Genomic DNA, 26,571 nt, shown 5'->3' with positions numbered 1-26,571 from the left:
TTATGGATACTTCACTCGAATCACAAAAACAAGCCGATGTGGCCAAGCCAGCTACAGTATTGTGCTGTGGTGAAGTCAAGCATAAACGTTTGCGTCCGGCAAAAAATGCTTTTCGCTACGGGGTATTCTTCATCCGCGTACCCTTGCACAGTTTGCAGGACCAGACAACTGGCAAGGGATTGCGCTTCTTTTCGCTGAACCGTTTTAATCTGCTGTCCTTCCACGAGCGCGATCATGGTGATGGCCAACAGCCACTGAAACAATGGCTGGACAATTTGCTCCATAAAGAAAATATCCATGATGCCGACGGCGAAGTCTGGCTCCAATGTTTTCCGCGCGTATTGGCTTATGTATTCAATCCCGTCGCATTCTGGTTTTGCCACCGTGCAGACGGCAGCCTGCGTGCCATAGTTTGCGAAGTACGCAATACCTTTGGTGAAAAGCATCTTTACTTGTTGGAAAACGGCGACACCCTGGGTTTTGGTACGGAGCTACATGCAAAAAAAATCTTTCATGTCTCGCCTTTCTGCAATGTTGAAGGCGGATATCGCTTCCGTTTCATGCAGGCCAGACAGGAAGTTGGTGAGCAAACAAAAATGAAGTATCTGGCCAGGATCGATTATGACGATGCGCTGGGCCCCTTATTGCTGACAAGTGTCTGCGGTACAGAAACCGAAATGTCCGACAGCAGGATTTTAAAAGTCATGTTGCGTTACCCCTTCATGACGATAGGCGTGATGTTACGCATTCATCTACAGGCACTGCGTTTATGGTTTAAACGCGTACCTTTTTTTTCCAAACCACTTCCCCCATCTGAAGAGCTAAGTCGATGAGCAGCCTACACCCCACTCTTGCACCTGCCACGTCCAGTACATCGGGCACTATGCAGAAGACCCAACTGGATACCGCGCACTTTCCGGCAGAAGCCAGGTTTGTGCTGACTTTGCTCAACAGGCTGGAACATGGCAGTCTGAGCATACAGTTTCCCGATGGGCAGACCGCCACTTTTGGCCGTGCTGATGACGGTAACCGCCATATCACGCTGAACCTGAGAAACTGGCAGCTATACCGTTCGGTTTTAAAATCCGGTGATATCGGGTTTGCCGAAAGTTATATTGCCGGTCACTGGACCAGTAGCAGCCTGCCTGGTTTGATAGAGCTGATTTCACGCAACCGCCAGCAATTGGAATCTGTCATTTATGGTACCTGGTGGGGCAATCTCCTCTATCGCATCAAACACCTGCTGAACCGCAATTCACGCACAGGCAGCAAGAAGAACATTCATGCCCACTATGACATAGGTAATGACTTTTACCGTCTGTGGCTGGACCCGTCTATGACGTATTCAAGTGCGATCTTTTCAGGTGACCAGGTGGAAAGCCTGCACGACGCACAATTAAAGAAATATCGCCGCATCCTGCAGCAACTGGCCTTGCCGGAACAGGCAAAGGTATTGGAAATAGGTTGTGGCTGGGGCGGTTTTGCCGAAATGGCTGCACGCGATGCAAACGCCCATGTCACGGGTCTAACCTTATCCACCGAACAATTGACGTTTGCCCAGGCACGTTTGCAAAACGCGGGCCTGCATGCGCAAAGCCAGTTACAGATACAGGATTACCGCGACGCCCATGGCGACTATGACGCGATTGCTTCGATAGAAATGTTTGAAGCCGTTGGTGAAGCCTACTGGCCCAGCTATTTTGAATGTATACAGCGCAACCTGAAACAGGGTGGCCGTGCCTGCATACAAAGCATTGTCATTGCCGATGAACTGTTTGAACGCTATCGCAAGGGCACGGATTTCATCCAGCAATACATTTTCCCCGGTGGGATGTTGCCTTCGATAGAAAGATTTCATCAGATGGCAGCGCAGTATGGTCTGGAAGTGCTGGATACCTTCACCTTTGGCTTGGATTATGCACGTACGCTGCTGGAATGGCGTCAGGCCTTCATGGAAAAACTGGCCGAAGTCAAAGCCCAGGGATTTGATGACGAATTCTTACGTACCTGGGAATTTTATCTGGCTTACTGCGAAGCCGGTTTCCGTGCAGACAGCATCAATGTCGCGCAATTCACGCTGAGAAAAAAATGACTTCAGGCAAAGCCGTGATGTACTTTCGTTCAGCTCTTGCTGTACTGCTGATATGCAGTGGCTTCGCAGCAGCGCAGTCAACGAATACCGTCGCACCACCGCATGTACGCGAAGAAATACCGCAAGCCAGCCTGCAAGGCAGCGGCAGCTTTCGCTGGTTTGGTCTGCATATTTACGATGCTGCCTTGTGGACGGGGCCGGAAGCGTATACCCCCGATGGTGGCAAAACAGCGCGTTTTGCACTGGATCTTCACTATGCACGTACGCTGTATGGGAAAAAAATCGCCGAGGCCAGCATAGAAGAAATCGAAAAGCTGAAACTGGGTACAGCTGAAAAACGCCAGCACTGGCTGGCACAGATGAAAGCCTTGTTCCCCGACGTGAAAGAAGGTAATCACATCACGGGTATTTATATACCCAATGAAGCCGCGCGATTTTATTTCAACGGAAAATTATTGGGTGAAATCCGCGACGCTGAATTTGCCCACGCTTTCTTTGCCATCTGGCTGGACAAAAAAACTTCAGCGCCAGAACTGAGAAAAAATTTGCTCGGATCAAAATCCAGCACGAATTAAGTCTTATCAATGTGCGTCAAATTTATGAAAGCAGACTATGAAGCAGTTATCTAGATTATTTGAGTCCATATGCCGAATTGGCCTGCTCAGTGCCTGCGTGTTTCTGGCGTCCTGCGCAGGCAGCTATGACCCGGCCCGTTATATGAACGAACAACCCAGGCTGGATTTGCAAACCTATTTCAACGGCTCAGTCGACGCATGGGGCATGTTTCAGGACAGATCGGGTACTATCGTCAAGCGCTTCACCGTCGTCATGCAATGCCACTGGAACGGTGACACCGGCACACTGGACGAAGATTTTAGTTATTCTGATGGGACAAAGCAAAAACGCGTCTGGACACTAAAAAAAGTAGCGGCAGACCGTTTTATAGGTACCGCAGCTGATGTAGTCGGTGAAGCCCAGGGGGTCGTCTCAGGCAATACCCTGCACTGGAATTATGTATTGGCTTTGCCTGTCAATGGCAGCGTTTATAACGTCAATTTCGATGACACCATGGTGCTGATGAGTGACAAGGTCATGCTCAACCGCGCCATCATGCGCAAGCTGGGGGTGGAGCTGGGTAGCATTACCCTGTCGTTTACCAAACGCAGTAATGCCATGCCATGAATCCCAAAATAAAAAGCTGGGAAGGCAAGCATGTCTGGGTCATTGGGGCTTCGACCGGTATAGGTGCAGAAACTGCGCGTCTGCTTTTGCAAAATGGTGCCAGGGTTGCCCTGTCTGCCAGAAACCAGACTCAGCTTGAAACCCTTGCCCATGCCTATCCGCAGGCAATTGTCGCGCCACTCGATATTACTGAGCATGACACACTGGTACGCAGTCGCGATTTGTTAGTGCATAGCTGGGGAAAAATCGACCTGGTACTCATCGTAGCCGGTGCCTACAATGAAATGCGTGCAGACAGCTTTGATCTGCATGCGGCCCAGAAACTGATTGATGTCAATTTGCGCGGCGTCTATCAATGTCTTGACGTCATTTTGCCTACATTGCTGAGGCAAGGCGATGGTGGCATCGGTATCGTCGGCTCAGTTGCGGGTTTATCGGGCCTACCCAAGGCCCTGGTCTATGGACCGACCAAGGCAGCAATCATCAATTTATGCGAATCACTATTCCTGGATTTGCGCCCAAAAGATATCGCGGTCTACATGATCAATCCCGGTTTCGTAGAAACACCGATGACTGAGGGAAATGATTTTAAAATGCCCGCCCTGATGAGTGCACCTGACGCGGCGCAGGCCGTAGTCAAGGGTATGGAGCGCGGCGACTTTCACATACACTTCCCAAAACGCTTTACGAACTGGCTGAGGCTGGCAAGGCTATTGCCGTACCCTCTCTATTTTCGTCTGGTTCATAAAATCACTGGTTTATAAATAAGCATGACTACCATATCCAATGGAAAAGATCACCAGGCCAGTCTCAAAAGCCTGATCAATTTTTTTGAAAATATATCGCCGCTGTCCTGCCAGGATTTATCTGGCGTGTATACGGAAGACGCTTATTTCAAGGACCCGTTCAATGAACTGCGTGGCATCAAGGCGATCAACCAGGTTTTCCAGCATATGTTTGTACAGGTTAGCGCACCACGTTTTCGGGTAACTTCATCGGTGTTGCAAGATGACAGCGCCTTCATTTGCTGGGATTTTCTATTCAGCATGAAACGTTTCAACAATGAAGAACAATGCATACGCGGTGCAACCCATATCCGCTTTGCAGCTGATGGCCGCGTCAGTTTTCACCGTGATTATTGGGATGCTGCTGAAGAACTGTATGAAAAACTGCCCGTGCTGGGAAGCCTCATGCGTTTTCTGAAACGGCAGGCGCGCCAATAAGAAGATGCGCGCCTTTTTGTCAGCTTACTTGCCGCCCTATTTCGCCGCTTTGTAGGCAGGCAAATACTGCGCCAGTCTTGCGCCCATTTCCTGTCCCAGTGCCTGCAAGCCACTCATGGGCCTGACCATGACTTCGAAGTCGACGATTTTTCCGGCTTCGTCGAAACGTATCATGTCTATACCTTTCAACTGCTTGTCACCGACCGTGGCGCTGAATTCAAGCACAATATTCAAGCCATCATCAGACGCCAGTTCACGATGATAAGTAAAGTTTTCAAATACCTGGACAACGGTAGATAAAATCAGCACAACCGCTTGCGCACTGGCGTAAGGTTGATGCGCCATCGGCGAGCGGAACACGGCTTCAGAATGAACGATGGACGGCAAGGCCGCCAGGTCACGACTGGCAATCATCTGATGCCAGGTTTGCAAGGAGGTGGCAACGGCGTCAGGTACATTTTTCATGATTATCCTTGAACAGTTTGAACAGACTTCAATGTCTTTAAATGACTGCTGCCAGGCGGGTACCCTGGTTGATGGCGCGTTTAGCATCGAGCTCTGCCGCTACATCCGCACCGCCGATCAGGTGTACCGGCTTACCTGCTGCTTCCAGCGCTGCCTGCAAATCCCGTTTCGGTTCTTGCCCTGCACACAGGATCACATTGTCAGCAGGGATCAATTTTTGCTCACCACCAACGGTGATATGCAAACCGGCATCATCTACCTTGTCATAGGTCACACCGGCAATCATTTGCACATGGCGATTCTTCAAACCGGTGCGGTGTATCCAGCCTGTGGTTTTACCCAGGCCATCTCCAACCTTGGAAGTTTTGCGCTGTAACAGGAAAATCTGACGTGCTGGTGCTTCGACTTCTGCTTCACACAGGCCGCCGACGTTTTTATAGTCGGTGTCGACACCCCACTCAGCAAAGAATTTTTTTGCATCGAGACTGGCGCTGGTGCCGCTGTGGCAAAGGTATTCCGCCACGTCAAAACCGATACCACCAGCACCGATGATGGCGACCAGTTTGCCTACCGGTTTTTTGTCGCGCAGTACATCCAGGTAATTCAATACCTTGGGATGATCCACGCCATCGATGGCCGGGGTACGCGGGCTGATGCCGGTTGCCAGTACGACTTCATCAAATTCCTGCAGGTCTGCGGCACTGACTTTGGTATTGAGTTTCAGGTGTACGCCGGTCAGGTCTATCTGTTTGCCAAAATAACGCAGGGTTTCATAAAACTCTTCCTTGCCGGGTACCTGCTTGGCAATATTAAACTGACCGCCAATTTCAGATGCCGCATCAAACAGGGTGACTGCATGGCCACGCTTGGCGGCGGTCGTGGCAAAGCTCAAACCAGCCGGGCCTGCGCCGACGACGGCAATGCGTTTGGCTTTTTCCAAAGGCGCGTCGATCAGTTCAGTCTCATGGCAGGCACGCGGATTGACCAGACAGGAAGTGACCTTGCCACCAAAAGTATGATCAAGGCAGGCCTGGTTGCAACCGATGCAGGTATTGATTTCATCAGCCTTGCCTTGTTCAGCCTTGCGCATGAATAAGGGATCAGCCAGCAACGGGCGCGCCATCGACACCATGTCGCAATAATCTTCAGCCAGCAGTTGCTCGGCAATTTCCGGGGTGTTGATACGGTTCGTTGCCACCAGCGGGATCTTGACATGGCCTTTGAGTTTTTTGGTTACCCAGGCAAAAGCAGCGCGCGGCACTTTGGTGGCTATCGTTGGTATGCGTGCTTCATGCCAGCCTATACCGGTATTGATGATGGTGGCGCCGGCTGCTTCTATGGCTCGCGCCAGTTCTATCACTTCGTCTAGTGTCGAGCCGCCCTCGACCAGGTCTATCATGGACAGGCGATAAATGATGATGAAATTGGTGCCGACTTTTTCACGGATGCGACGCACGATCTCTATCGGGAAGCGGATACGGTTTTTATATTCTCCACCCCATTCATCATCACGCTGGTTGGTGCGCTGGGCGATGAATTCATTGATCAGATAGCCTTCTGAACCCATCACTTCGACACCGTCGTAACCCGCAGATTGTGCCAGGCCCGCACAACGGACAAAATCAGAAATGGTTTCCTCCACTTCTTCTGTCGTCAATGCATGCGGCTTGAAGGGATTGATCGGTGCCTTGATGGCGCTGGGTGCCACCAGCGTAGGCTGATAAGAATAGCGGCCGAAATGCAGAATCTGCATGGCGATCTTGCCGCCTTCCTTGTGCACGGCTTCAGTAATCTGTTTGTGATGTTCGGCTTCTTCAGGCGTCGTCAGCATGGCGCCGCCATGCATGGGGCGCGCTCTTTCATTTGGCGCGATACCACCGGTGACGATCAGCGCCACACCGCCGCGTGCACGTTCTGCATAAAAGGCAGCCATGCGCTCAAAACCATTATCGACTTCTTCCAGCCCTACGTGCATGGAACCCATCAAGAGGCGGTTAGGCAGGCTGGTAAAGCCCAGATCAAGTGGCTTTGTCAGGTGTGGATAAAATGACATGGCTTTTCCTTAGGTATGAGGTATGGCTGAAATCCGTAGACGTAAATTCCGCAGGCATAAAACATCTTATGCAACTGAGTGCATAAGAAGAATAGCGAAATTGCTTTATTTATGCAACCAGTTGCATATAAAATGTCTGAAATTCACCTCGAATATGTCCTCTAATCATGTCTTTGCCTCACGCACTGCTGACTTCCATCGCTGAAAAACCCAGCTCCGGCTATGAGCTGGCGCGACGTTTTGACAAGTCGATAGGCTATTTCTGGCATGCGACGCATCAACAGATTTACCGCGAACTGGCACGCATGGAAACCCAGGGCTGGGTCATATCAACAGAAGTGGAAGGGGGGCGTGCTGGCAAAAAACAGTTCAGGGTCTTACCCGCCGGTACGGAAGAATTGCGGCGCTGGGCCAGTGAAAGCAGTGCGCCCATGAAATTGCGCGACGACATGATGGTCAAACTGCGTGCTGACGCTGCCATCGGCCCGCTCGGTCTGGTAGAAGAATTCGAACGTCGCCTGCACCTGCATGAGCAGGAATTACAAACCTACAGACAGATAGAACAACGCGACTTCAGCAACCTGCCGCTGCCGCGCGAAGCGCAATTACGCTACCTGATTTTAAAAGCCGGGATCAGCTTTGAAGAAAACCGAGTCCAGTGGACCAAAGAAGCCTTGCAGGTTTTGCGCGCTAATACAAGTATCGAGGCAAACAACTAAGCAGGCAAGCAAACCACATTGGCAGACCAGCGCAAGCCTCAATCAATTCAAGCCCTCAGAATCAAGCGTTAAGAATAATGTTTTTGGTCGGTGTCGGCTGGTACCGACAGTACCGACTGCCCTGTGGCGATGGCATCATCTATCAACCCAGACAACCAGCCTTGCGTATCTTCATTTTCTTCTTTTCTCGCCCCGGCTTGAGCAGCAGATGTATTAACCGCATCTTGCCCCACGACCGCTTGCGCTATACCTAAAAGCGCGCCAATACTGGCGCCCCAGCCCATAATGACGAAGGGCGCAATAAAGGGACTGCTTACCGCAAGAAAAGCGTTGGCTACGGCCAGAACCATTTCTGTCAAGGCCGCCACAGCTGTGCCAACAGCAGTACCTGTCACTCCATTGACGAGTATGTATTTCAAGTGCCAGTCACCGGTGTCCACGGCTGGCTGCTTGGGCAGATCACCATGCGGTTGCTGCTGGTATTCATACGATAAGCCTCTTACAGACAATATGTCGGCATTTTTTTCAGTTTTAGACCGGTTTGTAAACAGTTCGAAAAATAGCTCTGATAACATCTCGGATACATGATGAAGATACGCATTCATTTTTTTCCCCAGTGATATGGGTTGATATAGGCACTTAGATCTGCGAAGAGGCACTACATCCAGACATACCGAGTGGGCAATAGTGCGAAAAACGGGCGTTTTTAAACTATGGCTTATGTTAATACGTAGCCTGGCCATGATCTGTACGCTATCGTACGAAAATGGGAAGGTTTGCCAGAAAAATTTCCGGTATAAAAAGATAGTTGTCCCGAGATAATGCTCCTCGGAAAATATGTTCACATGCCATCACTATCTGTTCCGTGTGCCAACGTACAGATGAGAACTATGTACAAGCATAGTCTCTAACCAGATCATCAAAAATCCGTGACCGCCTGACGTGCCATTAGATACGGTTTGCGGTCGCGCGGCTCACATACTTGCTGTACATGCGCAAAGCAATGCGCAAACCATTTACCCTTATTTTCAACAACAAAACAGGATAATCATCATGAGTGAAAAAATCGCCAGCGTACATTGGGAAGGCTCTGGGAAAACTGCTGTCGGCGCTATCAGCACCGAAACCGGTGCACTGAAAGCTTATCCTTATGGCTTTGCCAGCCGCTTTGAAGATGACAGACGCGGCAGTAATCCGGAAGAATTGCTGGGTGCTGCCCATGCGGCCTGTTTCACGATGGCGTTTTCTTTTGCCTGTGAAAAAGCGGGTGTGAAAACTACCGATATCGATACCAAAGCAAGTGTCAGTTTAACCAAACAAGGCGAAGGTTTCGTTATCGATCGTATCGCCCTGATAATGGAAGCGACAGTGGCGGGTATCAGCGAAGAACAATTTCAGGAAATTGCCGCCGCGGCAAAGCGTGACTGCCCCTTGTCGAAGGCACTTGCCAGTGTTCCCGAGATCGTGCTGACGGCAACGCTACGACTTGATACGACGCCTTGAAAGACTGAATGATTCAGGGACCATTGCCAGCTACTCAGGCAGGCCTGTTACATTGACTACAACCATCAGCGTACTTCCTTCATGGGAAGGAATGAACACGACCAAGAAGCTGTTCGCGATCTTAAGCGCGTCTGGTCGGGCTCGTGTTCTGCGCAACATGCTTATGTACCGGAGTACATTTCACTTTTTGCGCTACGCTGATGTTGCCGTGAATGCTGTCCTCGCCCCGCTGACACACACTCACTACAGATCGTAAAAATGCTTTCGGGACATCGGAACCCCATGCCTTTTTGATGTCAACCGGGTCTCGTTTTGGGGTTTTCACTGAAGGCCCGCGCATGTACGCATACAGACTGAGTGCATGCCTGTTCATTAAGCATTCTCGCCGGGTAACTTCATTTTCCCTTGCTTGTCTTTACAGCCGTGGCAACAGATTTTGCCGCAGGCCGGGTTGTCTTTTTGGTGCCTGCTTTGGCCGATGTGCTGCTAGCGGCTGGTTTCGCTTTACTTGCTGGCTTTGCAGCTTTCGCCGTTTTTACCGCGGGTGCCTTGCTGGTCGACTTGGGTGCTGCTGGCTTGGTATCCGTTTTCTTTGCTGCCATCTTTTTTTCTGGCACTGTTTCTGTCGCTGCCTTGATTTGCTCCCCTTCCAGCGCCTTGCTGACAGCTTGCTTGAACTGTTCCTGCAACAAGCCCCACCACGCTGCGGGGTTGACGAATTGGGTACTTGCTTCTGATGGTTCGACAGTTTTACCTGCTGTCTTATTAGTCATCTTTGCCGCAGTTTCTACTTCTGCCTGCGCGGCATTGGCGTCTGGTGGCATATCGTCGGTTTCTTCATCGATTTCTTCATCCGGGTCAGGTTCGGGTTCTGCCATCTTGGCGGTTGCCGGATGCATGGGCCAGTCGGCATTGCCGCTCGCTGCCGGTGTCGCTGCAGCAGCAGGTGCGGAAGAAAAAGAAGAAGTAGCCTGTTCAGCCATCGCTGTCGCCTGCTGCGCATGCTGGGCAAAGCTTTCACCCAGCGATTGCAGGGTAGCGATGGTGGCGCGTTGCACCTCCAGCGCCTGTATCGTGCCACGCAGCATGTTCATGTTGACGGTCAGCCAGGATTCAACCGTTTTCAAATCGGTGATTTTTTTATCCAGCTCATCAACCGACATGGGGGGCGCAACCATGCCTGGTACCTGCATGCCGCCCCATAGTTTCTTGACGAAGGAAAGGGTATCGCCCATGGCATTCATACCAGGAATTTCAGTACCAGAAAACGGATTGCTCATGACATCGCTCCTTAAATTGTTACACCGAAATTGACCTGTACAAGGTACTTATACTTTTTGCATCATGGTATTCTCTGCATCTTGCATGAGGTCGGCAGTGCCGTCAATCGTGCATCGAAATATCGCTCGGTTTTAAAGCCATAGCCGCTGCCTTCATTATCAAAGCGCACGCCATTTTCACCCTTTTTTTGCATCACGGATACATACAGCGGTTGTATCAACTGATGATCTTCGCTACGCATGAGGGCGTCATGAAAACCGTTTTTGTAGCGTGCACCTTCCATCGCATGCGCTACAGTTGCGGCTTCCGTGCTTTTGGCTTTTTCCATGGCGGCAGCCAGCATTTCTATCATGACATGCATGCGCAGATGGACGTAGTCATCCCTGGGCTCAGGATAGCGCTGATGAAACTGTGCATAAAACAAATCGCTTTCAGCACCACCGGCATTGGGATGCCATTCTGCCACGGCACGTACTTTGCCGAGGCCGGCGTCTGCAATGGCAGCAGGCGCACCCAGGCCATTGCCGTAAAAAGTGTAAAACTTCACGTTCAAGCCAGCGTCTTTGGCAGCCTTTACAAGCAGGCTCAGGTCATTACCCCAGTTACCGGTGATGACGGTATCCGCACCGCTGGCTTTGATCTTTGCCACATAGGGTGCAAAATCCTTGATTTTGCCTATGGGATGCAGGTCCTCACCAACTATGCTGATGTCGGGGCGTTTTTCAGCCAGCATGCTGCGTGCTGATTTGGCTACCTGGCGACCAAAACTGTAATCCTGACCGATGAGATAGACTTTTTTGGCGCGGCTGTCATCCCTGATCACCTCTGTCAGTACATGCATGCGCATGTCGGCATGGGCATCAAAACGGAAATGCCAGTAACTGCATTTTTCATTGGTCAGCATGGGGTCAACGGCAGAATAATTCAGGAACAGCACGCGATTATCCGGCGTCCTCTGATTATGTTTGTTGATGGCATCGACCAGCGCCAGGGCTACGGCTGAGCTATTGCCTTGCACGACAAAAGGGATATGCTGATCGGTCAGGTGTTTTAACGCCGTCAGTGATTCTTCCACACCCTGCTTGTTGTCAAAAATATTCAGTACAAGGGGATGGCGGCCATCCGGCAAACGCACGCCACCACGGGCATTGACATTGTCTATGGCCATTTGCAAATTCCTTTGCACGGCTTCACCCGCATTGCTGAAGGCTCCGCTCATGCCTTCTATCATGCCAATACGTATCGGAGCGCCTCCCGGCTTCGGCAGGCTACCTGGATCCGCAGCCTGTAACTGGCTTAAAATACCAAGCATACCGGCCATGAGCACAGTCTTTGCCAGACCGCTACACTTGAGTCTTATGGTTTTTAACATCTGAACTTTCCTGTATTGATCAGCATGTTGCAGGCTGAGCCTGGTTGCATGCTGTAAAAATGGCATTTTACTCTCTTGTATTCACGCGACAGTCATCCAAATTTTTGCTGCTGCGTTTACACTAACGTGATGAATTCTTCTGCTATCCCTGTTGCCAGCACTATCATCAGCCGCCAAGGCCTGCTGTTCTTTGCGTTTGCGCTCGTTCTGCATATGCTCGTGCTATATGGCCTTGATACCAGTCGGGTAGAAGAAAAACCACGCATCAAAGAATCTGCCATCGCAGTGCAACTGCGGGAAATCATGGCCCAGCCTGAAATCCAGACCAGCCAGCAGCACAGCGAGGCCAAAGTGGTCTCGAAAATACCTATGCCGCCATCAATAATGAGAAATGCAGACAAGTCAGTTATCACTCAGGAACTTGCATCGCTGGAAGGCTCATCGTATCAAAACCCTTCTGCCATCTCACAAGCAGACGAGATGCTGGCAGCGGCATCCACGGAAATAAAAGTTGCACAAGCACCAGAACAACAAGCTGATCCTGTTGCGCTCCCCACCAACGAAGCGCCAGCCTATGTCCTTCGCCCGCCGCCATCGGGGCAAATTAGCATGCGTATCGTTCGCACGGAGAATAACCGCAATCCGACTTATGGCGAAGGTGAAATCATCTGGGATTTGCAGGGTACGCATTACAAGATGACTGTAAGCGCCGCACTGAATTTGCTGGTGACTTCGCTGAACCTGTATAAATTGCAAAGTGAAGGCACAATTGGCCTGTACGGAATCACACCCGCTATCAGTACCGAAGCCCGGCGCAACCGCAGTGAAACCGCCACTCATTTTGACCATGAAGCGAAAACCGTGAGTTTTTCATCTTCAAATAAAACCGCCGCGGTGGAAAAAGGGGTGCAGGATAAAGCCAGCGTCCTGATGCAACTGGCGGCAATTGCCTATGCCGAACCAGAAAAATTCCAGGCAGGGCGGGAAATCACATTACAGGTAGCAGAAGAACGTGATCTCAACACCTTCACTTTTGTCGTCAGCGGTCTCGAAGAAATCGACACCAAGTCGGGCATGGTCAAGGCCTGGCATGTGGTGAGACCGCCGCGTCCCGGCTCTTACAATTCCAGGCTGGAAGTCTGGCTGGCACCTGAGTATTACTGGTTCCCGGTGCAGATACGCAATACCGAAAGCAATGGTGCCGTTACTACGCAGACCATGACTAAAATCGCAGGCACAAATACCGGCAATTCAACCAATACAGGAAGATAATATGCGCATGATTTCCAATATCACATCTCTGCTGGCCGCTGTCGCCATCAGCGCTTCAGCGGGCAGTCTGGCAGCGACGAATGAGGCCGCGGTCAAGAACGCATTTAAATTACCGCCTTCGGCTGAACTGCAATATAGCATCAAGGCCAAACAAAGCGGCCTGCCATTGAGTGGTTCAGCCTTCGTCAAATGGCAAGTTGGCAGCGACCAGAAATACAGTATCGTCACGGAAACCCGCGCCATGCTGGTAGGTAAAATTCTCGATGCCAGCAGCCACGGCAGCATTGATGAATATGGGCTCGCGCCAGAAAAATTCATAGAAAAGCGTTTTAACAAACCCGCCACGACCACCAGTTTTGAGCGTGACAGCAAGACACTGCGCTTTAGTGCATCTGCTGAAACCTATACCCTCAAAGGCGGGGAGCAGGACAGGACCAGCGCAAGCTGGCAGTTGATTGCCATCGCCCGTGCAGCTGGCGACAATTTCAAGCCTGGCAGTGAGTGGAAAATGTTTGTTGCTGGCCGCCGCGATGCCGATCCCTGGACATTCAAGGTCATAGGTCCTGCCAACATCAAGACCCCGATGGGGGACCTGGCCGTCATCCATATCACCAAGGCGCCGCCAGCGGATTCCAAAGACCAGCAACTGGAGTTATGGCTGGCACCCAGCCTGGAATGGTATCCGGTCAGATTGAAATTCAGTGATGCCGATGGCGATTTTGTTGATCAGGTTTTGGAAAGCGTCAAGAAAAATTAAGAAGGCATTTGCCTTATTCTTTTTCCTGCGCCTTGACGACGGTGACCGTACATGCAGCCTCGGCCACCACTTGTGCCGATACACTACCGAGGTAGCGGCGCAGCGCCGAGCTGCCGCGTGAACCGATGATGATGTGATCAACCCTGTTGTTATGTGCATAGTCGATGATGGCTGCCGCAGGGTCGGGGGCTTCCAGCACATGGAAGGTGATCTTGTCAGGATCGACATCAAGCGGGCGCGCCCAGTGCTTGAGATCGACCAGTTGTTTGACATGAATGTTTTCACCTTGCTGTATCAAACTGTCATCCATGCCTATGCGGCTGACCTTGCGTATGGTCAGGCAGGCCAGGCGCGCACCCGGTTCAGTCTGCAACATGCGTCGTGTGATATGACGCAGACTTTCTGCCAATGCTTCAGAGCCACTGGCCAAATCCAGCGCAGCAACAATAATCGGTGCTTTTGCCAATTGTTCAGACACGCTGTGCAATAAGGCCGGTTCGGCACCGCCGACCTGAAAGCGTCGCTTCACGACAGATAAAAATCCATCTTGCGTATGCTTGTCGGCCCTTGCCGTCAGTTGTAATTGCTCAGGATTTTGTAGCAGGAAAGCCAGTTGGGCGGCGGTATCAAAACGCGCCTGTGGCATGACCTCAAGACAGCGCAGGATGATTTCCTGTAACCAGGCAGGCAGAACAGCACGATGGTTGCGCGGCGGGATGGGGTCGCGGTACAAACGTTTTTTCAGGCCCGAAATGGTCGTCGGGTGACCAAACGGCCGTTCACCTGTTGCCAGGTGATACAACAGTACACCAAGTGAGAACAAATCGCTGCGCGGCTCATTGCGCACTCCCAGCACTTGCTCTGGCGAGATATAGGGGCCGGTGCCCATGGGCAGGCGAAATTCTTCATCCAGTAAATCTGGCAGGCGATCATGTCGTGACAAGCCGAAATCGATCAGCACTGCCGTACCATCTGACCGGAACATGATATTGCTGGGTTTGATATCGAGATGGATCACGTGTTGCCTGTGCAGGTCTTGCAGGGCATGGGCAATCCTGGTGCCAATATCGACGACTTCATCAATAGGCAGCGGTGCTTTCTCAAAACGGCTGCGTAAAGAGTCTCCGGCAATATGCTCCATCACGATATAGGGCTGGGCATCAAAATCACCAGCACCAAAATAATGGGGCACATGCCTGCCCCTGAGTTTGGGCATGATCATCTGCTCAACTTCAAACGCGACAATCGCAGTCGGGTCTTCACTGGAATACAGTAATGGAACTTTCATGATCAGCGCAGGCCCGTCCTGGCCAGCTTGTTCGCCAGAGTCATGACGTTGCTGCAAATCGGTGATACGCCACAGCGCGGCCATGCCACCGGTATGCAGTTTTTCTTCGAGGCGGTAGCCATCGAATTCCATACCGCTTTGCAGACTGTGATGACGGACTACGCTCATCGCTGTTCCCTGGCTATGTCAATTGCCTGTCAGCAGCCGCCGCCCCAGGCTGGGGTGCAAACCGGCATCAATGATTTTCTTGCAGGCTGCTTCGGCATCATAAGGAATACGGTAATAGGTCAGGTCGCGTGTCTCGGTATTAAAAGTGGCGTAGCAGGCCGCAGGATTGCCGTCGCGTGGCTGGCCGCAAGAACCAGGTATCACCAGCCAGCGCCTCTGCCTGTTTAAGGGAATACTGGTTTCCGGCGTGGGCATGAACTCACCGGTCTTGCCAGTCAGACTCATATGGAACAAGGTGGGCATATGCACATGCCCGCAAAAAGTGATCGCTGCCTTGGTGGCGTGCATGCTGCGTGTGGCTTCCATGACGCCATCGATATATTCCCATTTTTCCGGAGCCCAGGCATTGGCATGGACGAACAGCAAGTCTTCCCATTCAATACGATAGGGAAGCTGGCTGATAAAAGCCGATTGTTCTGGCATCAGGTGTGCACGGGTCCAGTCCACCACCTGGCGTGCAACCGGGTTCATGCTCTGGCCGTCACCCTGCAGCAAACCCGCATCATGATTGCCAATCAGTGCCCAGGCCCCCTGCCTGACATAATCCATCACGGTATCAATCACCCAGCCTGGGTCTGCGCCGTAACCAACCAGGTCGCCAAGAAAAGCATAACGGCCAGCTTTTTTTTGCGCGGCATGCGCCAGACAGGCCGTAACAGCTTCGCGATTTGCGTGTAAATCAGTGAGGATGGCAATTAGCATCAGGGCATTCAAGCAGACAATTTACTTCATTGTAGGCCAATAAACTAACAACTGCATGACAGTCGAAGCGGTATCAATACTCCCCAGCACGGTATTGTTCATAGCCGCGGGCGCGCAAGGCGCAGGCCGGGCAAGTGCCGCAGCCATGTCCCCACGGGTGCATGTCGCCCCTTTGCCCCAGGTAACAGGTATGGGTGTCAGCGCAAATCAGATCCACCAGGGCCGTACCGCCCAGTTGTTCTGCCAGTTTCCAGGTTTGCGCCTTGTTGATCCACATCAGCGGTGTTTCCAGTTTCAGGCGTGTATTCATACCCAGGTTCAGCGCTACTTGCAGCGCTTTCATGGTGTCGTCACGGCAATCGGGATAGCCGGAAAAATCGGTTTCGCACATGCCGCCGACCAGCACGTTCAGGCCACGGCGGTAAGCCAGAGTGGCAGCGGTCATCATGAACATCAGATTACGGCCCGGTACGAAAGTGTTGGGCAAACCGTTTTCCTGCATTTCTATAGCGATATCTTCTGTCATTGCAGTGTGCGACAACTGCGAAATCAGCGACAGGTCTATCATGTGATCTTCGCCAAGGCGCGCTTGCCATTCTGGGGATAACTCCCGCATTTTTTCTATCAGCACAGGGCGTACACTCAACTCGATGGCATGGCGCTGACCGTAATCAAAGCCTATGGTTTCCACATGCTGATAACGGGACAGTGCCCAGGCCAGACAAGTGGCAGAATCCTGGCCGCCACTGAAAAGAACCAGGGCGCGGTCATTGAGTGTTAAATTATTCATAAAAATCGCAAATTCAGGTTAAGGCATTGTAAAAGTGTGCAAAACTTTGTACATCATAGGGGCTTAATGGTAAGGTGCAGCTGAAAATATCTCAGAAAGTCTTGGCATATGATACGCATCCCTGCATGATATGCCATCACTATCCCGCGCAAGCTCATGAGTTTCCATAAAAAATTTTTGTCGTCTTCGATTTTGTCAGTCATTGACCAGGGCTTGCTTAGCGCCCTGAATTTTGCCATTGGCATTTTGCTCATGAATCTGGTGGCGAAAGATGACTATGGTTTATATGTGCAATTATATGCAGGTGGCCTGCTGGTGGGTCTGGTGGTGGACTCATGGATCGCCGGCCCGCTGACCACGGTCGCCAGTTCGGTGATGGGTGACACGCGAAAATCATTATTGCGTCACTACTGGTACAAGCAAGTCATCTGGACGCTGGGCATGGGTGCACTGGCTTTCGCGATTGTGGAATTTTTCCCGGCCGCGACGCATTACAGCAACAAGTACTGGCTATTGGGCGCGGCCTTTTTTGCCTATCTATTTGGCAATGGTATACGCGAATATGGCCGTACCGTCGGCTTCATCCAGGCCGATATCATTTCGGTACTGCGGCAAGATGTATTGTATGTCTGCCTGGTGGCCGGCGGCCTGGCGGCCCTCTACTTCAGTCAGCATTTTGATCTGGTGACAGTTTTCACTGCACTGGCGATCTCCTCTTTCCTGTGTACTCTGGTCAGCCGTCAGCATTTCCTGGCACATACCGAAGCTGAGGTTGAAGCCCATGCAGAAGAAGAAATCCGTCAAGCCCTGGTAGATCATCAGGAAACCATCAGTGGTCATGGCCGCTGGGCAGTTTCAGGGGCCATTGTGGGTTGGCTGTCAAATTACAGCTATGTGTATCTGTCAGGTGCCTGGCTGGGAGTGGCGGCCATTGCCGACCTGAACGCCTCGCGCCTGATACTCATGCCTATACCGCTGGCAGTAGCTGCTTGGTCGCGCGTGGCCAGGCCAGAAGCCAGCCGCCTGATGGCTGCCAGCAACTGGAGTGGACTGCGCCGCCTGACGCTTTTTTCGATTGCTGGCATAGAACTGGTGGTGATTGCCTATGTGCTGGTTTTGCTGGCTGCCTTACCGTGGCTGGAAGCCCACGTCATCAGCGCCAAATACAGCGGGCTTGATCCCATGGTCATGCTGTGGGGTGGCTATTTCGCCATCAATGCCGCACGCTGGGTTGGCACTTCATGGCTGTCAAGTGGCGGTGCCTATAAAGAGATGTTTTTCCTGGGCAGTGTCACGCTGGCCCTGGTGATGCTGATTACCTATGTCAGCATACCGCGCCTGGGCGCGCAGGGTGCGATACTGGCATTGATCATCGTCGAAATTTTTGAACTGATCGTGGTCTGGAAATTTATTTTACCGCGTTTGCAGAAGCAGAGCTGAAACGTTTTTGCAAATGGCTGCTGATCAGTTTGGCCAAGGCGGTCTGTGCCCAGCGCGGGGTAAACGTATGGTCAGCGCCACTGAATATTTCCAGATGTATTCGTTCGCTGTCACCTAACAGGCGGGCATGCCGCCCCAGTTGTTCTGTCATCACATCCACGGCGGTGTCGCTGGCATCATAGATCAGCAAAAGCTCGGTGCCGCGTTCCTCCATGGTTCTGAAACTGCGCGCCACCCTGCCCAGCAAGAGATTGCTCCTGATCAGATGGGTAGTCAATAGTTGCCACTGTGTTTGCACGCGCCTGACGATGCGGCGCAGCATATTACCGGCGATCTGACGAAAACCCACCCTTCCGCTGAACAGGCGTTTCCAGGTATCTAATTTTGCCAGCGCATGCAAATAGTAATGGGTGGATTTGATGGAATTTTTACGCCGTGCATCAATGCTGTCACCTTCACGCCAGCGATAGGTCAACTGATTCATCAACACCAGGCCGCTGACCCGGCTATCCCTGATCGCAGTCAGGTAAGACAGGTAGGCTCCTGAGCACAATCCGGCCAGAACAAAAGAGGGGCTATGATATCTGGCTTGCATGAAATGCATGGCGCTGCTGACATCGTCAACACCTGACTCGGCATGCACATCATTTTCCAGACCGTCAGGTGTGGCTTTGCTATAGCCTATGCCAGATTTATCAAAGCGCAAAACATGAAAACCCTGGCTGGCCAGCGTGCGAGCCAGTGTCACATACAGACGATGATTGCCAACATGATGATTGGCACCAATATTACACAGGATTACGGTTGGATATTGCCTGACATCAGCATGTTCAGCCCGGCTGACGATGCCGAACATGCCTTCGAATTCCAGTAACTGCTCTTGCACCGCTGTCTGCGCGAACTGTATGGTGGCATGTTGCTGCGTTGTGAACGCATTTTTGCTGACTGCTGGTACGATTGGGAAGTACTGCCCCAGCCAGGCTGTCATTTCTTGCCAGGCGGCCAATGGCACTTCGGTTTCATGGGCATCTTCAGTCATCATGGCTGCATAACCAGCCGATGTCGATAAATGCAGGGCATGGTCATGATGGTGCCAGGCGTTTGCCAGCTTTGCTTCCTGCCCGCTGATGTCATCACGCGCCAGAATATAAACGGGAAATCCTGGCGCAGGCATCTTCATTAAATCCAGCTTGCCCATACTGTTTCTGGTATCGGCACTGAATTCATAACCGGTCAGTTCATCATCCGTCACCACATGCGCCGCTGGGCGTTTTGGATCAGGCTCGACATCTGTTTGCAACGCACTCATGCTGCGCAACACCATCATCTCCCGTGCATAGGCACGGCCAGAAATAACAGGCGCCATCAGCAACAAGGCTTTTGCATCAATATCCTTTGCCACACTGGCCGCCAGCAAACCGCCCAGACGCAAACCGGCCAGAACAATATGTTCAAGCCCGGCAAGCTGACGCAAATGCCTTGCAGCCTGACATATGTTTTCCTGCCATAGCGCGATCCTGTCGCCATCGGTGTTGGCAGAATCACCGGTATTGTTGTAATCAAAAAAACAGACATCAAAACCGGCTGTGGCCAGTTGCACCGCAAGGTGTTTATAGGCCAGATACGAGACCATGTATTCATGACCAAATGGCGGACATAACACGACACCGCACTGGCGGCTGCCACCGGCATCCCTGATCTTTGCCGGATGATGCCAACCCAGCATGGGACAGGCATCATCGCCGAACCAGAAGGCTTGCGGCGAATAAAGTATGTCTCTGCTGGGGAACTGTTGCGCGGCCACTATTGCTCTGCCTGATTGTTGATGGTGGCAGCGGGCGCATCGGCAAATTCTATCCTTACGCTGGCAAGTGCATTTTGCGCTTGTGCATGCGCCTGTGCCCGCGCTGGTGCAGACCCCGTGCCGGTAGCATGCAAACGCACCTGATAACTGCTGCCAGGCGCCAGGTGGAAATAATTATCGGCAGGTATAAAACCGGGCATATGTACTGCGACTGCCAATGCCAGTTTTTGCGTACTCAAATGCAATACATGGCGCCCATCGTCATCGACACGACAGATTGCCTTGAGGCCGAGATCGGATTCCCGCGTGAAATTCAAGCCCTGCGTCAAACCTTCCGGAAAATGAAACGCGTTTGCCAAAGGTGCATCGCTACCGGCCTGATATAAATTTACCACTACCACATCATGCCCGGGCGGGCCAAAACGATAGGCATAGCTGGTATCCATGAAATGCGGCAATAGCGCATAGTCCTGCAATGTAAGATTACTATGTGCATCCACTTGTATGTGAATGCGACCATGGGCAATCCTGGTACCCGCCTGACGAAACAGGTTTAGCTCAAGTTCCCCGTTGAACGCCTTTGCAGTATCGTTGACGACATGCAATGCCAGGCCATTCAGGCCCTCATCCGTCACCAGGACCGTCAAGGCAGCCATGGCACGCTTCAGATAATAATAAGCAGCCTTGGGCTTGCCATATGCATCAACAATACCCCAACCTGCACCGGGCCGGAGGTCACGCCAGAACCAGACCAGCGCTCCATGGCAGGCTGAGCCCGCACGTCGCCATTCACTGATGCTGGCGGCCATGACTTCACCCGTGCTGGTACGGGCCAGTATCAGATAACGTTCTCTGTCGGTTGAACGCAAATGCACAGGGTCGAGCTGATACAGGCTGGCCATATAGTGATCGCGCACATCTTCAAAGTCCCAGGCAGTGCCATTATCACGCGGTATGCCCTGCTTCCAGGCAGGATGCGGGCCGACTGTCTCGCCATTTTTCAGCATGCTGTCGATCAGCTCATCATCGGGCATGTTGGAAAAGCCCAGGCACTCGGATGTGAAACGCACACCGCTGCGGCGTGCATCTTGCAGCGGACGCAGGTAAGCGCCTACCCCGAAATAATGGGCGACGCCAGTATCGACCTGGAATGGCATGACGCCGCCACTGGGGCTGGATGGCCAGTAAATGACATCCGGCCGCCAGCTTTGACACAGGGCTGGCAGTGTATCGGCAAAAAAAACATTGCGCCATAATCCAGCAGGCTGTCCCAGCATGGCTGCCTGTTGTTCAATCTCACTGTTGCCACACAAAACTACCATGCAAGGTGATGTTTGCGTACGTGCCAGAAATTGTTGTGCCTCCTGCGCGATGCTGGTCGCAAAGGCGGCATCGCTGACCGGGTAATCCATATTCGCAAACATGAAATCCTGCCAGACCAGGATGCCCATTTCATCACACAGGCGATAAAATTCGGGAACTTCATAACACATGGTACCGACCACACGCAGCATGTTCATGCCTGCATCGCGTACCAGCGTTAACATCGCGCGCAACGCTGCCAAGTCAGCATGCAGGCTTAACACATCGACAGGTGTCCAGCATACTCCACGGCAAAATACTGATTGCTGGTTCACATGCAGATGAAAATCACCATTGTTCTGATCAAGCCTGATATCACGAAAACCGGTTTGCCCCAATGCTATCGTTTCAAGCTGACCATTGCTTTCTGTTTGCAATTGCAGGCTGTACAACGCCGCTTCCCCATGGGTATGTGGCCACCATTTCCTGGCTTGCGGTATGCGGCATACAGCTGTAGATTTCAGTGTGCCGTCTGGCAGGATCTGCAAGCTCAGTTCTTGCGCGAGGTCGTCAATATACAGGCTAGCCGCAGACACAGGATGCTGACTTTGCAGTAGCAGTTCGACCTCGACCAGGCCATCATCGCCATCGCGTCTGCTGGCGATATGCTGGCTGATGATACGCACAGGCCGATGCATTTCCAGCCATATTGGTCGGTAAGGGCCGACAGGTGCTGCTGGTGGTGACCAGCCCGGCATGCGACCCAGCAGGCTGGTACGTATCCAGCGGATTTGCTGTTGTTCAACCAGGCGGGTTTTCCAGCGTGGCCGCGGGCGTTTTTGTGCAAGCAAAGGATTCAGCGCCAGAAAATGCAGACTCAATACCCCGTCGCCGCTGACTACATGCTCAGCAAGCTCAATCCGATGCGCGACGAACATATTTTCGCTGCGCAATAGCAAGCTGTCATTCCAGTAAATTTCAGCATGTGTTGCCAGACCGTCAAAGCACAGGCTGGCAGCATCTGCCGGGATCGTCAATCTGCACTGGAACCAGATATCGACATCATCGAAGTGATGGGCACCATATTCAAACTGCCCTGCCGCGCGCAATGCACTGGCGATCGTACCGGGTACCTGCGCGGCTAAACAGGGCAAATTCGCGGCTTGCAAAGCCGAAGGCAACACGAACTGCGCACTGGCCACTTGCGTGACTTGCCAGCCTGCATTGAGAGCGATACGCGTATTCATGGCGGTAAGATAGCCGGCTTCATTTGTCATGCAGTTTTTGCGTGCTGAAATCCAGCGCATCCATACCCCGTTGCCAATGTCCGGCCAACTGTTCGAGCAGCGGCGATAAATCCACTGCTTTCTTGCCCATCACAGCACGGGCAGTTTTCAATAGCAGAGTTTTGGTAATTTCAGAGATGGACTCAAATTCAGCTGCTGCCAAAGAAAAATCGACATGCATGGATGCCTGCAACCAGCGCAGATAATGCGCGCCCAGGCTATAACCGGCCCCCAGTTGGCGCAGGCTGGCAAACGCATAGGCATGATAGGCAGCCATGCCCTCGTTTTTCAGTTGCTCGACATCACGCAGGAAAACCGGCTGGAATAAGTGCACGGGGTTCACCACGGGACGGCGAGTCAGGTATTTTTGTAGCAGTTTGGCAGAAATGGCCGCCAGTTCTGGTTCGGGTCTTTTCTGCACATGATCAAGGCGCACGAACTCGGCAAACAAGGGCATGAAAGCCGGGTCATGAGGCATGCCGACATGAAAGGTCTGCACAAAATCATCACCCTGCAATTCATGATAACTGCTGTTATGGAAATAGCCGAGCCGCTGGTTGGGCAGATCAATTTCCTGTATCGCGATGGTAGTCTTGACATGGTTTGTGCGGTAATCCGTGCCTGCCGTATCGGGCAGGTAAAACGAATCGGTTTCTGTCAGCACCAGCCGCCCGCGGCTGAGCTGGGTACTGGCATTTTCGAGCAGGCCACGCCAGACATTCAGTTCCTTCACATCGATACCATACAGGGCAAACAGGTCTTCATGCGGCGGCTTGTAAAAGGTCCATTGATCGCCGTCGAAATCATTGGCAAAAACCATGGGCAGGCAAGCCAGCGGGTTCAGCCCCTGCGCATGCAATACTTCTATCCATACATCGATATAGCAATTGGTTTCAGCCCAGGCGCGGTCAGCGCCATGCAGAGCATGCGGCTGATAAGCACTGGCCGTCAAACCAGGTAGCGCATGCAGGCTCATGGCCACAAAATATCGCGGTTGGCCTGAGGCCAGTTTTCTGGCCGCATGCCGTGGGTCTTGAATAGGGCCATGACGATGCGCTCCAGACCGAAACCCAGACAGGCAGTATGGGCCAGCTCACCATTTTGCTGGCGGATCTCAAACAGCTTGCCGAAATGGTCCTGATGGTAATTGAACGAACATACTGCCGTCGGTTTTTCTTGAGAAATCACCGGCACCAGTACTTCAAATTTCAGTTGCTGCTCGCGCTGGTTGGCGGCCAGCATGCGGCCACCACGTCCAAAAAAGGGATCAGATGCCACATCGGAATTTGCTGGCAAACCCAGTGAGCGTAAAATATTCAGACCACGTTGCAGCCACATATCACGCCATTCGACCACCATATCTGGCGTGCCGACACGGACAAATTCACGTACCCGGAATGATTGCATGCGTGTAGGCTCGGCCGATGGTTCATTCCTGAACACCCAGTTTTGCATGTCAACCAGGCGGCCCTCTGCCGGGATGGTGCCGGTAAAGCTGGGGTACACCGGGTAACAGGCTGCTGGGGTCAGACATACGGCCGTCATGGTCTGCAAATGTGTCCACGGGCGTCCTTCGTGGACATTTTCTATCAACTCCTTGTGCTGCGCCTCATTACCGGTAAAGCTGAAAATCGTCCCCGCCAGTTGCGGGAAAGAATCCAGATATTCACTGCGTTCCAGTACGCTGCGATCAAGGCAGGGCGGAAAGGACATTCTGGTTGCCCCATCGTCGATGGCGATACGCGAGACATAGTCATCGAAGCGGCGCAAGACATCTTCAAATACCGGTCCGCGTCCAAAAATACCCTGCACGCCAACGGGAATAATATGACCGGCAGCGACCAGATCGTCTGTCAGCAGCTCAGGAGAAAAATCGATAGACATTTTGTTCCTTCTTAATCGTCTTTCAGCACCAGCAAAAGATTGGCATTGGTGGCCAGTATGCGGTCATTGCCCACCATGATGGCAGCTGAATGTGCATCACGCAGATGGCGGCTCATGCTGAACTTACTGTCGTTTTTATAGCCCAGTATGCCGCAGATGGACAGCGCCTTGGTAACGATGAGCGGCAGTGCCTGGGTTGCATCAATTTTTAGATTATTCATCTTCAGTGAATAAGCCATCGAAGTCAGTGTACCGATGGCGGCATCGTCTGCCACAGCCAGGGCTTCATATTCGGTAAGGCAAGCCTGCACGGAGGTGCGCAGGCTTTGCATCATGCTGACCAGTTCTGCCAGCCGCAATGCAGTCGGCGGCACGGTGCCGGGATTGGCGCGTGCCTGCCCGCGTACAAAGGCCCTGGCCTTGTTGACAGCCGCTGCTGCACAGCCCATCCAGCAACCACCCCACAATAAATGCGAGACCGGGACTACCGTTTGAGCAGACATATCACCGAACGGCATGGCGATGATCTGGGCAAGTTCACCCGTCGATGTCATTAAAAATGGTGGGCTGCACGTACCACGCATGCCCATGGTGTCCCACCCCCCCTTTTGCTGCAAAGTGTAGTCAGCTTTGCGCACCAGCACGAGGGACTGGTCACTGTTTGCCGCGTCTGGCGCACGTCTGGCCGTTACCAGCAAATCATCAGCCTGGGCACCGTAAGAAATGGTGGTGGCGTCCTTGATCAGGTGAAAGCGGTCACCATCGGGTTCGATAGCGCACTGGCTGCGACGCATTTCACCACCAACGCCAACTTCGGAAGTCACCGAAGCGATCAGGTACTGGTGCTGAACCAGTTCACGCAGGTAATTTTGATACCAGGCATTGTCTGCCGCATGACGTACTATGGTAATGACCTGTATCTGGTGCATCGCAAAGATCATTGCCGTGGCCGCACACTCACGCGCCAGAATTTCACACACGTCGACCAGTTCGCTGAGGCTGGCACCGGCACCACCAAGGTTCGCAGGCACATAGGCACTCAGTAATTTCGCCTGCTTGAGCGCAGTCACGGCTTCCTGCGGGAAACGTGCCTCCTGATCAATCGCATCGGCATACGGTGCGACATGCTCTTTGGCAAGCAACCTGGCAGCCGCGATGAGTGCAGACGTGGCGCTCATATCATGCCGTCAATTCTTGAATGGCAGCATCAATCGCATTGATGCTTTCAAATACACTGCGTTTGAGCATACGGTCGGGAAATTCCAGATCGAAGCTATCTTCCAGTGCCAGCATGACGTTGACGCTGGCATGTGAAGTCATGCCGGCAGCATACAGGTCGGCATCATCAGCGAGAGTGTCGATTTCTGTAGAAAATTTTCCGTGCTCTTTTAATACCTGACGAATTTGTGCTTTGCTCATAATAGACTTTCCTGATCCCGCTCTTTCAAAGAGATTGAAGACCGGTGATTTTTTAAGGGTTTCCGACACGTTGCCAACACTGTTGCGCTCGCATATTCGTGTTCATGACTTAGACTGACCGTCAACTGCTGGACGCCTGCCTTTCGTGCCAGGTTGTAGGCTTCTGCAAGCAGTACCAGTTCCGGGCTGCCATCCCTGCGTTTGAGCACCTGGATATTTTGCCAGTTCAAAACCGTATCACGTGAGGGGCGTAATACCTTCATCAGGGCTTCCTTGGCAGCAAACCTTGCCGCCAGACTGGCATTGCGGCTGGCTTCCTCACCACGACAATCATACAACTCTTCTGGACAAAACAATTGCTGCAAATAGCGGTCGCCAAAGTTGGCAATCGATGCCTGAATGTCAGGTATCCATACCAGATCGGTGCCTACCCGGATCTCTTGTGATGCCGGTATGGAACGCGCTTTCATTCTCCACGCACGTTGACGGATAGAAAAGGGGAGTAAGCT

Annotated in this window: 26 protein-coding genes; 11 read left to right on the top strand and 15 right to left on the bottom strand. The window is 52.2% G+C overall.

Annotated elements, in window-relative coordinates; genetic code table 11:
• Nucleotides 1-2 precede the first annotated feature (2 nt).
• The 6 genes from ACO0LH_RS14140 to ACO0LH_RS14115 are packed head-to-tail and all read left to right on the top strand — an operon-like array spanning nt 3 to nt 4,497.
• Nucleotides 3-833 (top strand): DUF1365 domain-containing protein, encoded by an 831-nt coding sequence (locus ACO0LH_RS14140; protein ID WP_422941745.1) that lies wholly within the window; start codon nt 3-5, stop codon nt 831-833.
• Nucleotides 830-2,092 carry a class I SAM-dependent methyltransferase gene (locus ACO0LH_RS14135; RefSeq protein WP_422941744.1) on the top strand — a complete coding sequence of 421 codons (1,263 nt, stop codon included), beginning with the start codon at nt 830-832 and terminating at the stop codon, nt 2,090-2,092. The genes ACO0LH_RS14140 and ACO0LH_RS14135 overlap by 4 nt, the downstream gene beginning before the upstream one ends.
• Nucleotides 2,089-2,667: a chalcone isomerase family protein gene (locus tag ACO0LH_RS14130; RefSeq protein ID WP_422941743.1), complete on the top strand. Its 579-nt coding sequence runs from the start codon at nt 2,089-2,091 to the stop codon at nt 2,665-2,667. The genes ACO0LH_RS14135 and ACO0LH_RS14130 overlap by 4 nt, the downstream gene beginning before the upstream one ends.
• A gap of 37 nt (nt 2,668-2,704) precedes the next feature.
• A complete protein-coding gene (locus tag ACO0LH_RS14125) occupies nt 2,705-3,274 on the top strand; it encodes a DUF3833 domain-containing protein (protein ID WP_422941742.1) in 570 nt (189 codons plus the stop codon).
• Entirely contained in the window at nt 3,271-4,038 is a 768-nt protein-coding gene (locus ACO0LH_RS14120; RefSeq protein ID WP_422941741.1) for an SDR family NAD(P)-dependent oxidoreductase, read from the top strand. Before ACO0LH_RS14125 ends, ACO0LH_RS14120 begins: the two co-directional genes overlap by 4 nt.
• Before the next feature lie 6 nt (nt 4,039-4,044).
• Nucleotides 4,045-4,497 (top strand): nuclear transport factor 2 family protein, encoded by a 453-nt coding sequence (locus ACO0LH_RS14115; RefSeq protein WP_422941740.1) that lies wholly within the window; start codon nt 4,045-4,047, stop codon nt 4,495-4,497.
• A 36-nt stretch (nt 4,498-4,533) separates the two neighbouring features.
• Here ACO0LH_RS14115 and ACO0LH_RS14110 read toward each other — a convergent pair whose 3' ends face one another.
• On the bottom strand, nt 4,534-4,962 hold the full coding sequence (locus ACO0LH_RS14110) for a nuclear transport factor 2 family protein (RefSeq protein WP_422941739.1): 429 nt from the start codon (nt 4,960-4,962) through the stop codon (nt 4,534-4,536).
• A gap of 37 nt (nt 4,963-4,999) precedes the next feature.
• The gene (locus ACO0LH_RS14105; protein ID WP_422941738.1) at nt 5,000-7,015 is read right to left on the bottom strand and encodes an FAD-dependent oxidoreductase; all 2,016 of its coding nucleotides are present in this window, start codon (nt 7,013-7,015) and stop codon (nt 5,000-5,002) included.
• Between the two features lie 167 nt (nt 7,016-7,182).
• Here ACO0LH_RS14105 and ACO0LH_RS14100 point away from each other — a divergent pair, with 167 nt between their 5' ends.
• Entirely contained in the window at nt 7,183-7,734 is a 552-nt protein-coding gene (locus ACO0LH_RS14100; protein ID WP_422941737.1) for a PadR family transcriptional regulator, read from the top strand.
• A 68-nt stretch (nt 7,735-7,802) separates the two neighbouring features.
• On the opposite strand, the gene ACO0LH_RS14095 is transcribed toward ACO0LH_RS14100, so the two are convergent.
• Nucleotides 7,803-8,339 (bottom strand): hypothetical protein, encoded by a 537-nt coding sequence (locus ACO0LH_RS14095; protein WP_422941736.1) that lies wholly within the window; start codon nt 8,337-8,339, stop codon nt 7,803-7,805.
• Between the two features lie 448 nt (nt 8,340-8,787).
• Here ACO0LH_RS14095 and ACO0LH_RS14090 point away from each other — a divergent pair, with 448 nt between their 5' ends.
• Nucleotides 8,788-9,237, top strand: coding sequence for an OsmC family protein (locus ACO0LH_RS14090; RefSeq protein ID WP_422941735.1), 450 nt, complete (start codon nt 8,788-8,790; stop codon nt 9,235-9,237).
• Nucleotides 9,238-9,632: 395 nt separating this feature from the next.
• On the opposite strand, the gene ACO0LH_RS14085 is transcribed toward ACO0LH_RS14090, so the two are convergent.
• Together ACO0LH_RS14085 and ACO0LH_RS14080 are read right to left on the bottom strand one after the other, a co-directional pair.
• Nucleotides 9,633-10,517: a PhaM family polyhydroxyalkanoate granule multifunctional regulatory protein gene (locus ACO0LH_RS14085; protein WP_422941734.1), complete on the bottom strand. Its 885-nt coding sequence runs from the start codon at nt 10,515-10,517 to the stop codon at nt 9,633-9,635.
• Between the two features lie 62 nt (nt 10,518-10,579).
• Entirely contained in the window at nt 10,580-11,890 is a 1,311-nt protein-coding gene (locus tag ACO0LH_RS14080) for a branched-chain amino acid ABC transporter substrate-binding protein (RefSeq protein ID WP_422941733.1), read from the bottom strand.
• Nucleotides 11,891-12,019: 129 nt separating this feature from the next.
• Here ACO0LH_RS14080 and ACO0LH_RS14075 point away from each other — a divergent pair, with 129 nt between their 5' ends.
• Nucleotides 12,020-13,162, top strand: coding sequence for a DUF3108 domain-containing protein (locus tag ACO0LH_RS14075; protein ID WP_422941732.1), 1,143 nt, complete (start codon nt 12,020-12,022; stop codon nt 13,160-13,162).
• A 1-nt stretch (nt 13,163) separates the two neighbouring features.
• On the top strand, nt 13,164-13,919 hold the full coding sequence (locus tag ACO0LH_RS14070; protein WP_422941731.1) for a DUF3108 domain-containing protein: 756 nt from the start codon (nt 13,164-13,166) through the stop codon (nt 13,917-13,919).
• A 13-nt stretch (nt 13,920-13,932) separates the two neighbouring features.
• On the opposite strand, the gene ACO0LH_RS14065 is transcribed toward ACO0LH_RS14070, so the two are convergent.
• The 3 genes from ACO0LH_RS14065 to queC all read right to left on the bottom strand — a co-directional run bounded on the left by ACO0LH_RS14065 (nt 13,933) and on the right by queC (nt 16,927).
• A complete protein-coding gene (locus tag ACO0LH_RS14065; protein WP_422941730.1) occupies nt 13,933-15,375 on the bottom strand; it encodes a protein kinase domain-containing protein in 1,443 nt (480 codons plus the stop codon).
• 18 nt (nt 15,376-15,393) lie between these two features.
• Nucleotides 15,394-16,137, bottom strand: coding sequence for a metallophosphoesterase family protein (locus tag ACO0LH_RS14060; protein WP_422941729.1), 744 nt, complete (start codon nt 16,135-16,137; stop codon nt 15,394-15,396).
• Between the two features lie 73 nt (nt 16,138-16,210).
• On the bottom strand, nt 16,211-16,927 hold the full coding sequence (queC, locus tag ACO0LH_RS14055) for a 7-cyano-7-deazaguanine synthase QueC (RefSeq protein WP_422941728.1): 717 nt from the start codon (nt 16,925-16,927) through the stop codon (nt 16,211-16,213).
• Nucleotides 16,928-17,083: 156 nt separating this feature from the next.
• Here queC and ACO0LH_RS14050 point away from each other — a divergent pair, with 156 nt between their 5' ends.
• Nucleotides 17,084-18,367 carry a lipopolysaccharide biosynthesis protein gene (locus ACO0LH_RS14050; protein ID WP_422941727.1) on the top strand — a complete coding sequence of 428 codons (1,284 nt, stop codon included), beginning with the start codon at nt 17,084-17,086 and terminating at the stop codon, nt 18,365-18,367.
• On the opposite strand, the gene ACO0LH_RS14045 is transcribed toward ACO0LH_RS14050, so the two are convergent.
• Genes ACO0LH_RS14045 through acpS form a run of 7 tightly spaced genes read right to left on the bottom strand, consistent with a single transcriptional unit; the run spans nt 18,336 to nt 26,532 of the window.
• On the bottom strand, nt 18,336-20,171 hold the full coding sequence (locus ACO0LH_RS14045; RefSeq protein WP_422941726.1) for an alpha/beta fold hydrolase: 1,836 nt from the start codon (nt 20,169-20,171) through the stop codon (nt 18,336-18,338). The two genes, ACO0LH_RS14050 and ACO0LH_RS14045, sit on opposite strands and share 32 nt — an antisense overlap.
• On the bottom strand, nt 20,171-22,750 hold the full coding sequence (locus ACO0LH_RS14040) for a glycosyl hydrolase 2 galactose-binding domain-containing protein (protein ID WP_422941725.1): 2,580 nt from the start codon (nt 22,748-22,750) through the stop codon (nt 20,171-20,173). The genes ACO0LH_RS14045 and ACO0LH_RS14040 overlap by 1 nt, the downstream gene beginning before the upstream one ends.
• Nucleotides 22,740-23,735 carry a DUF1839 family protein gene (locus ACO0LH_RS14035; RefSeq protein WP_422941724.1) on the bottom strand — a complete coding sequence of 332 codons (996 nt, stop codon included), beginning with the start codon at nt 23,733-23,735 and terminating at the stop codon, nt 22,740-22,742. Before ACO0LH_RS14035 ends, ACO0LH_RS14040 begins: the two co-directional genes overlap by 11 nt.
• Nucleotides 23,732-24,643, bottom strand: coding sequence for an amino acid--[acyl-carrier-protein] ligase (locus ACO0LH_RS14030; RefSeq protein ID WP_422941723.1), 912 nt, complete (start codon nt 24,641-24,643; stop codon nt 23,732-23,734). The genes ACO0LH_RS14035 and ACO0LH_RS14030 overlap by 4 nt, the downstream gene beginning before the upstream one ends.
• Nucleotides 24,644-24,654: 11 nt before the next feature.
• Nucleotides 24,655-25,821 (bottom strand): acyl-CoA dehydrogenase family protein, encoded by a 1,167-nt coding sequence (locus tag ACO0LH_RS14025; protein WP_422941722.1) that lies wholly within the window; start codon nt 25,819-25,821, stop codon nt 24,655-24,657.
• A gap of 1 nt (nt 25,822) precedes the next feature.
• Nucleotides 25,823-26,062, bottom strand: a complete 240-nt coding sequence (locus ACO0LH_RS14020) for an acyl carrier protein (protein WP_422941721.1) — start codon at nt 26,060-26,062, stop codon at nt 25,823-25,825.
• On the bottom strand, nt 26,059-26,532 hold the full coding sequence (acpS, locus tag ACO0LH_RS14015) for a holo-ACP synthase (protein ID WP_422941720.1): 474 nt from the start codon (nt 26,530-26,532) through the stop codon (nt 26,059-26,061). The genes ACO0LH_RS14020 and acpS overlap by 4 nt, the downstream gene beginning before the upstream one ends.
• Nucleotides 26,533-26,571 lie beyond the last annotated feature (39 nt).

The organism is Undibacterium sp. TJN19, assembly GCF_049339485.1.
GTDB lineage: Bacteria > Pseudomonadota > Gammaproteobacteria > Burkholderiales > Burkholderiaceae_D > Undibacterium.
This window is presented reverse-complemented; position numbering and strand designations above follow the sequence as displayed.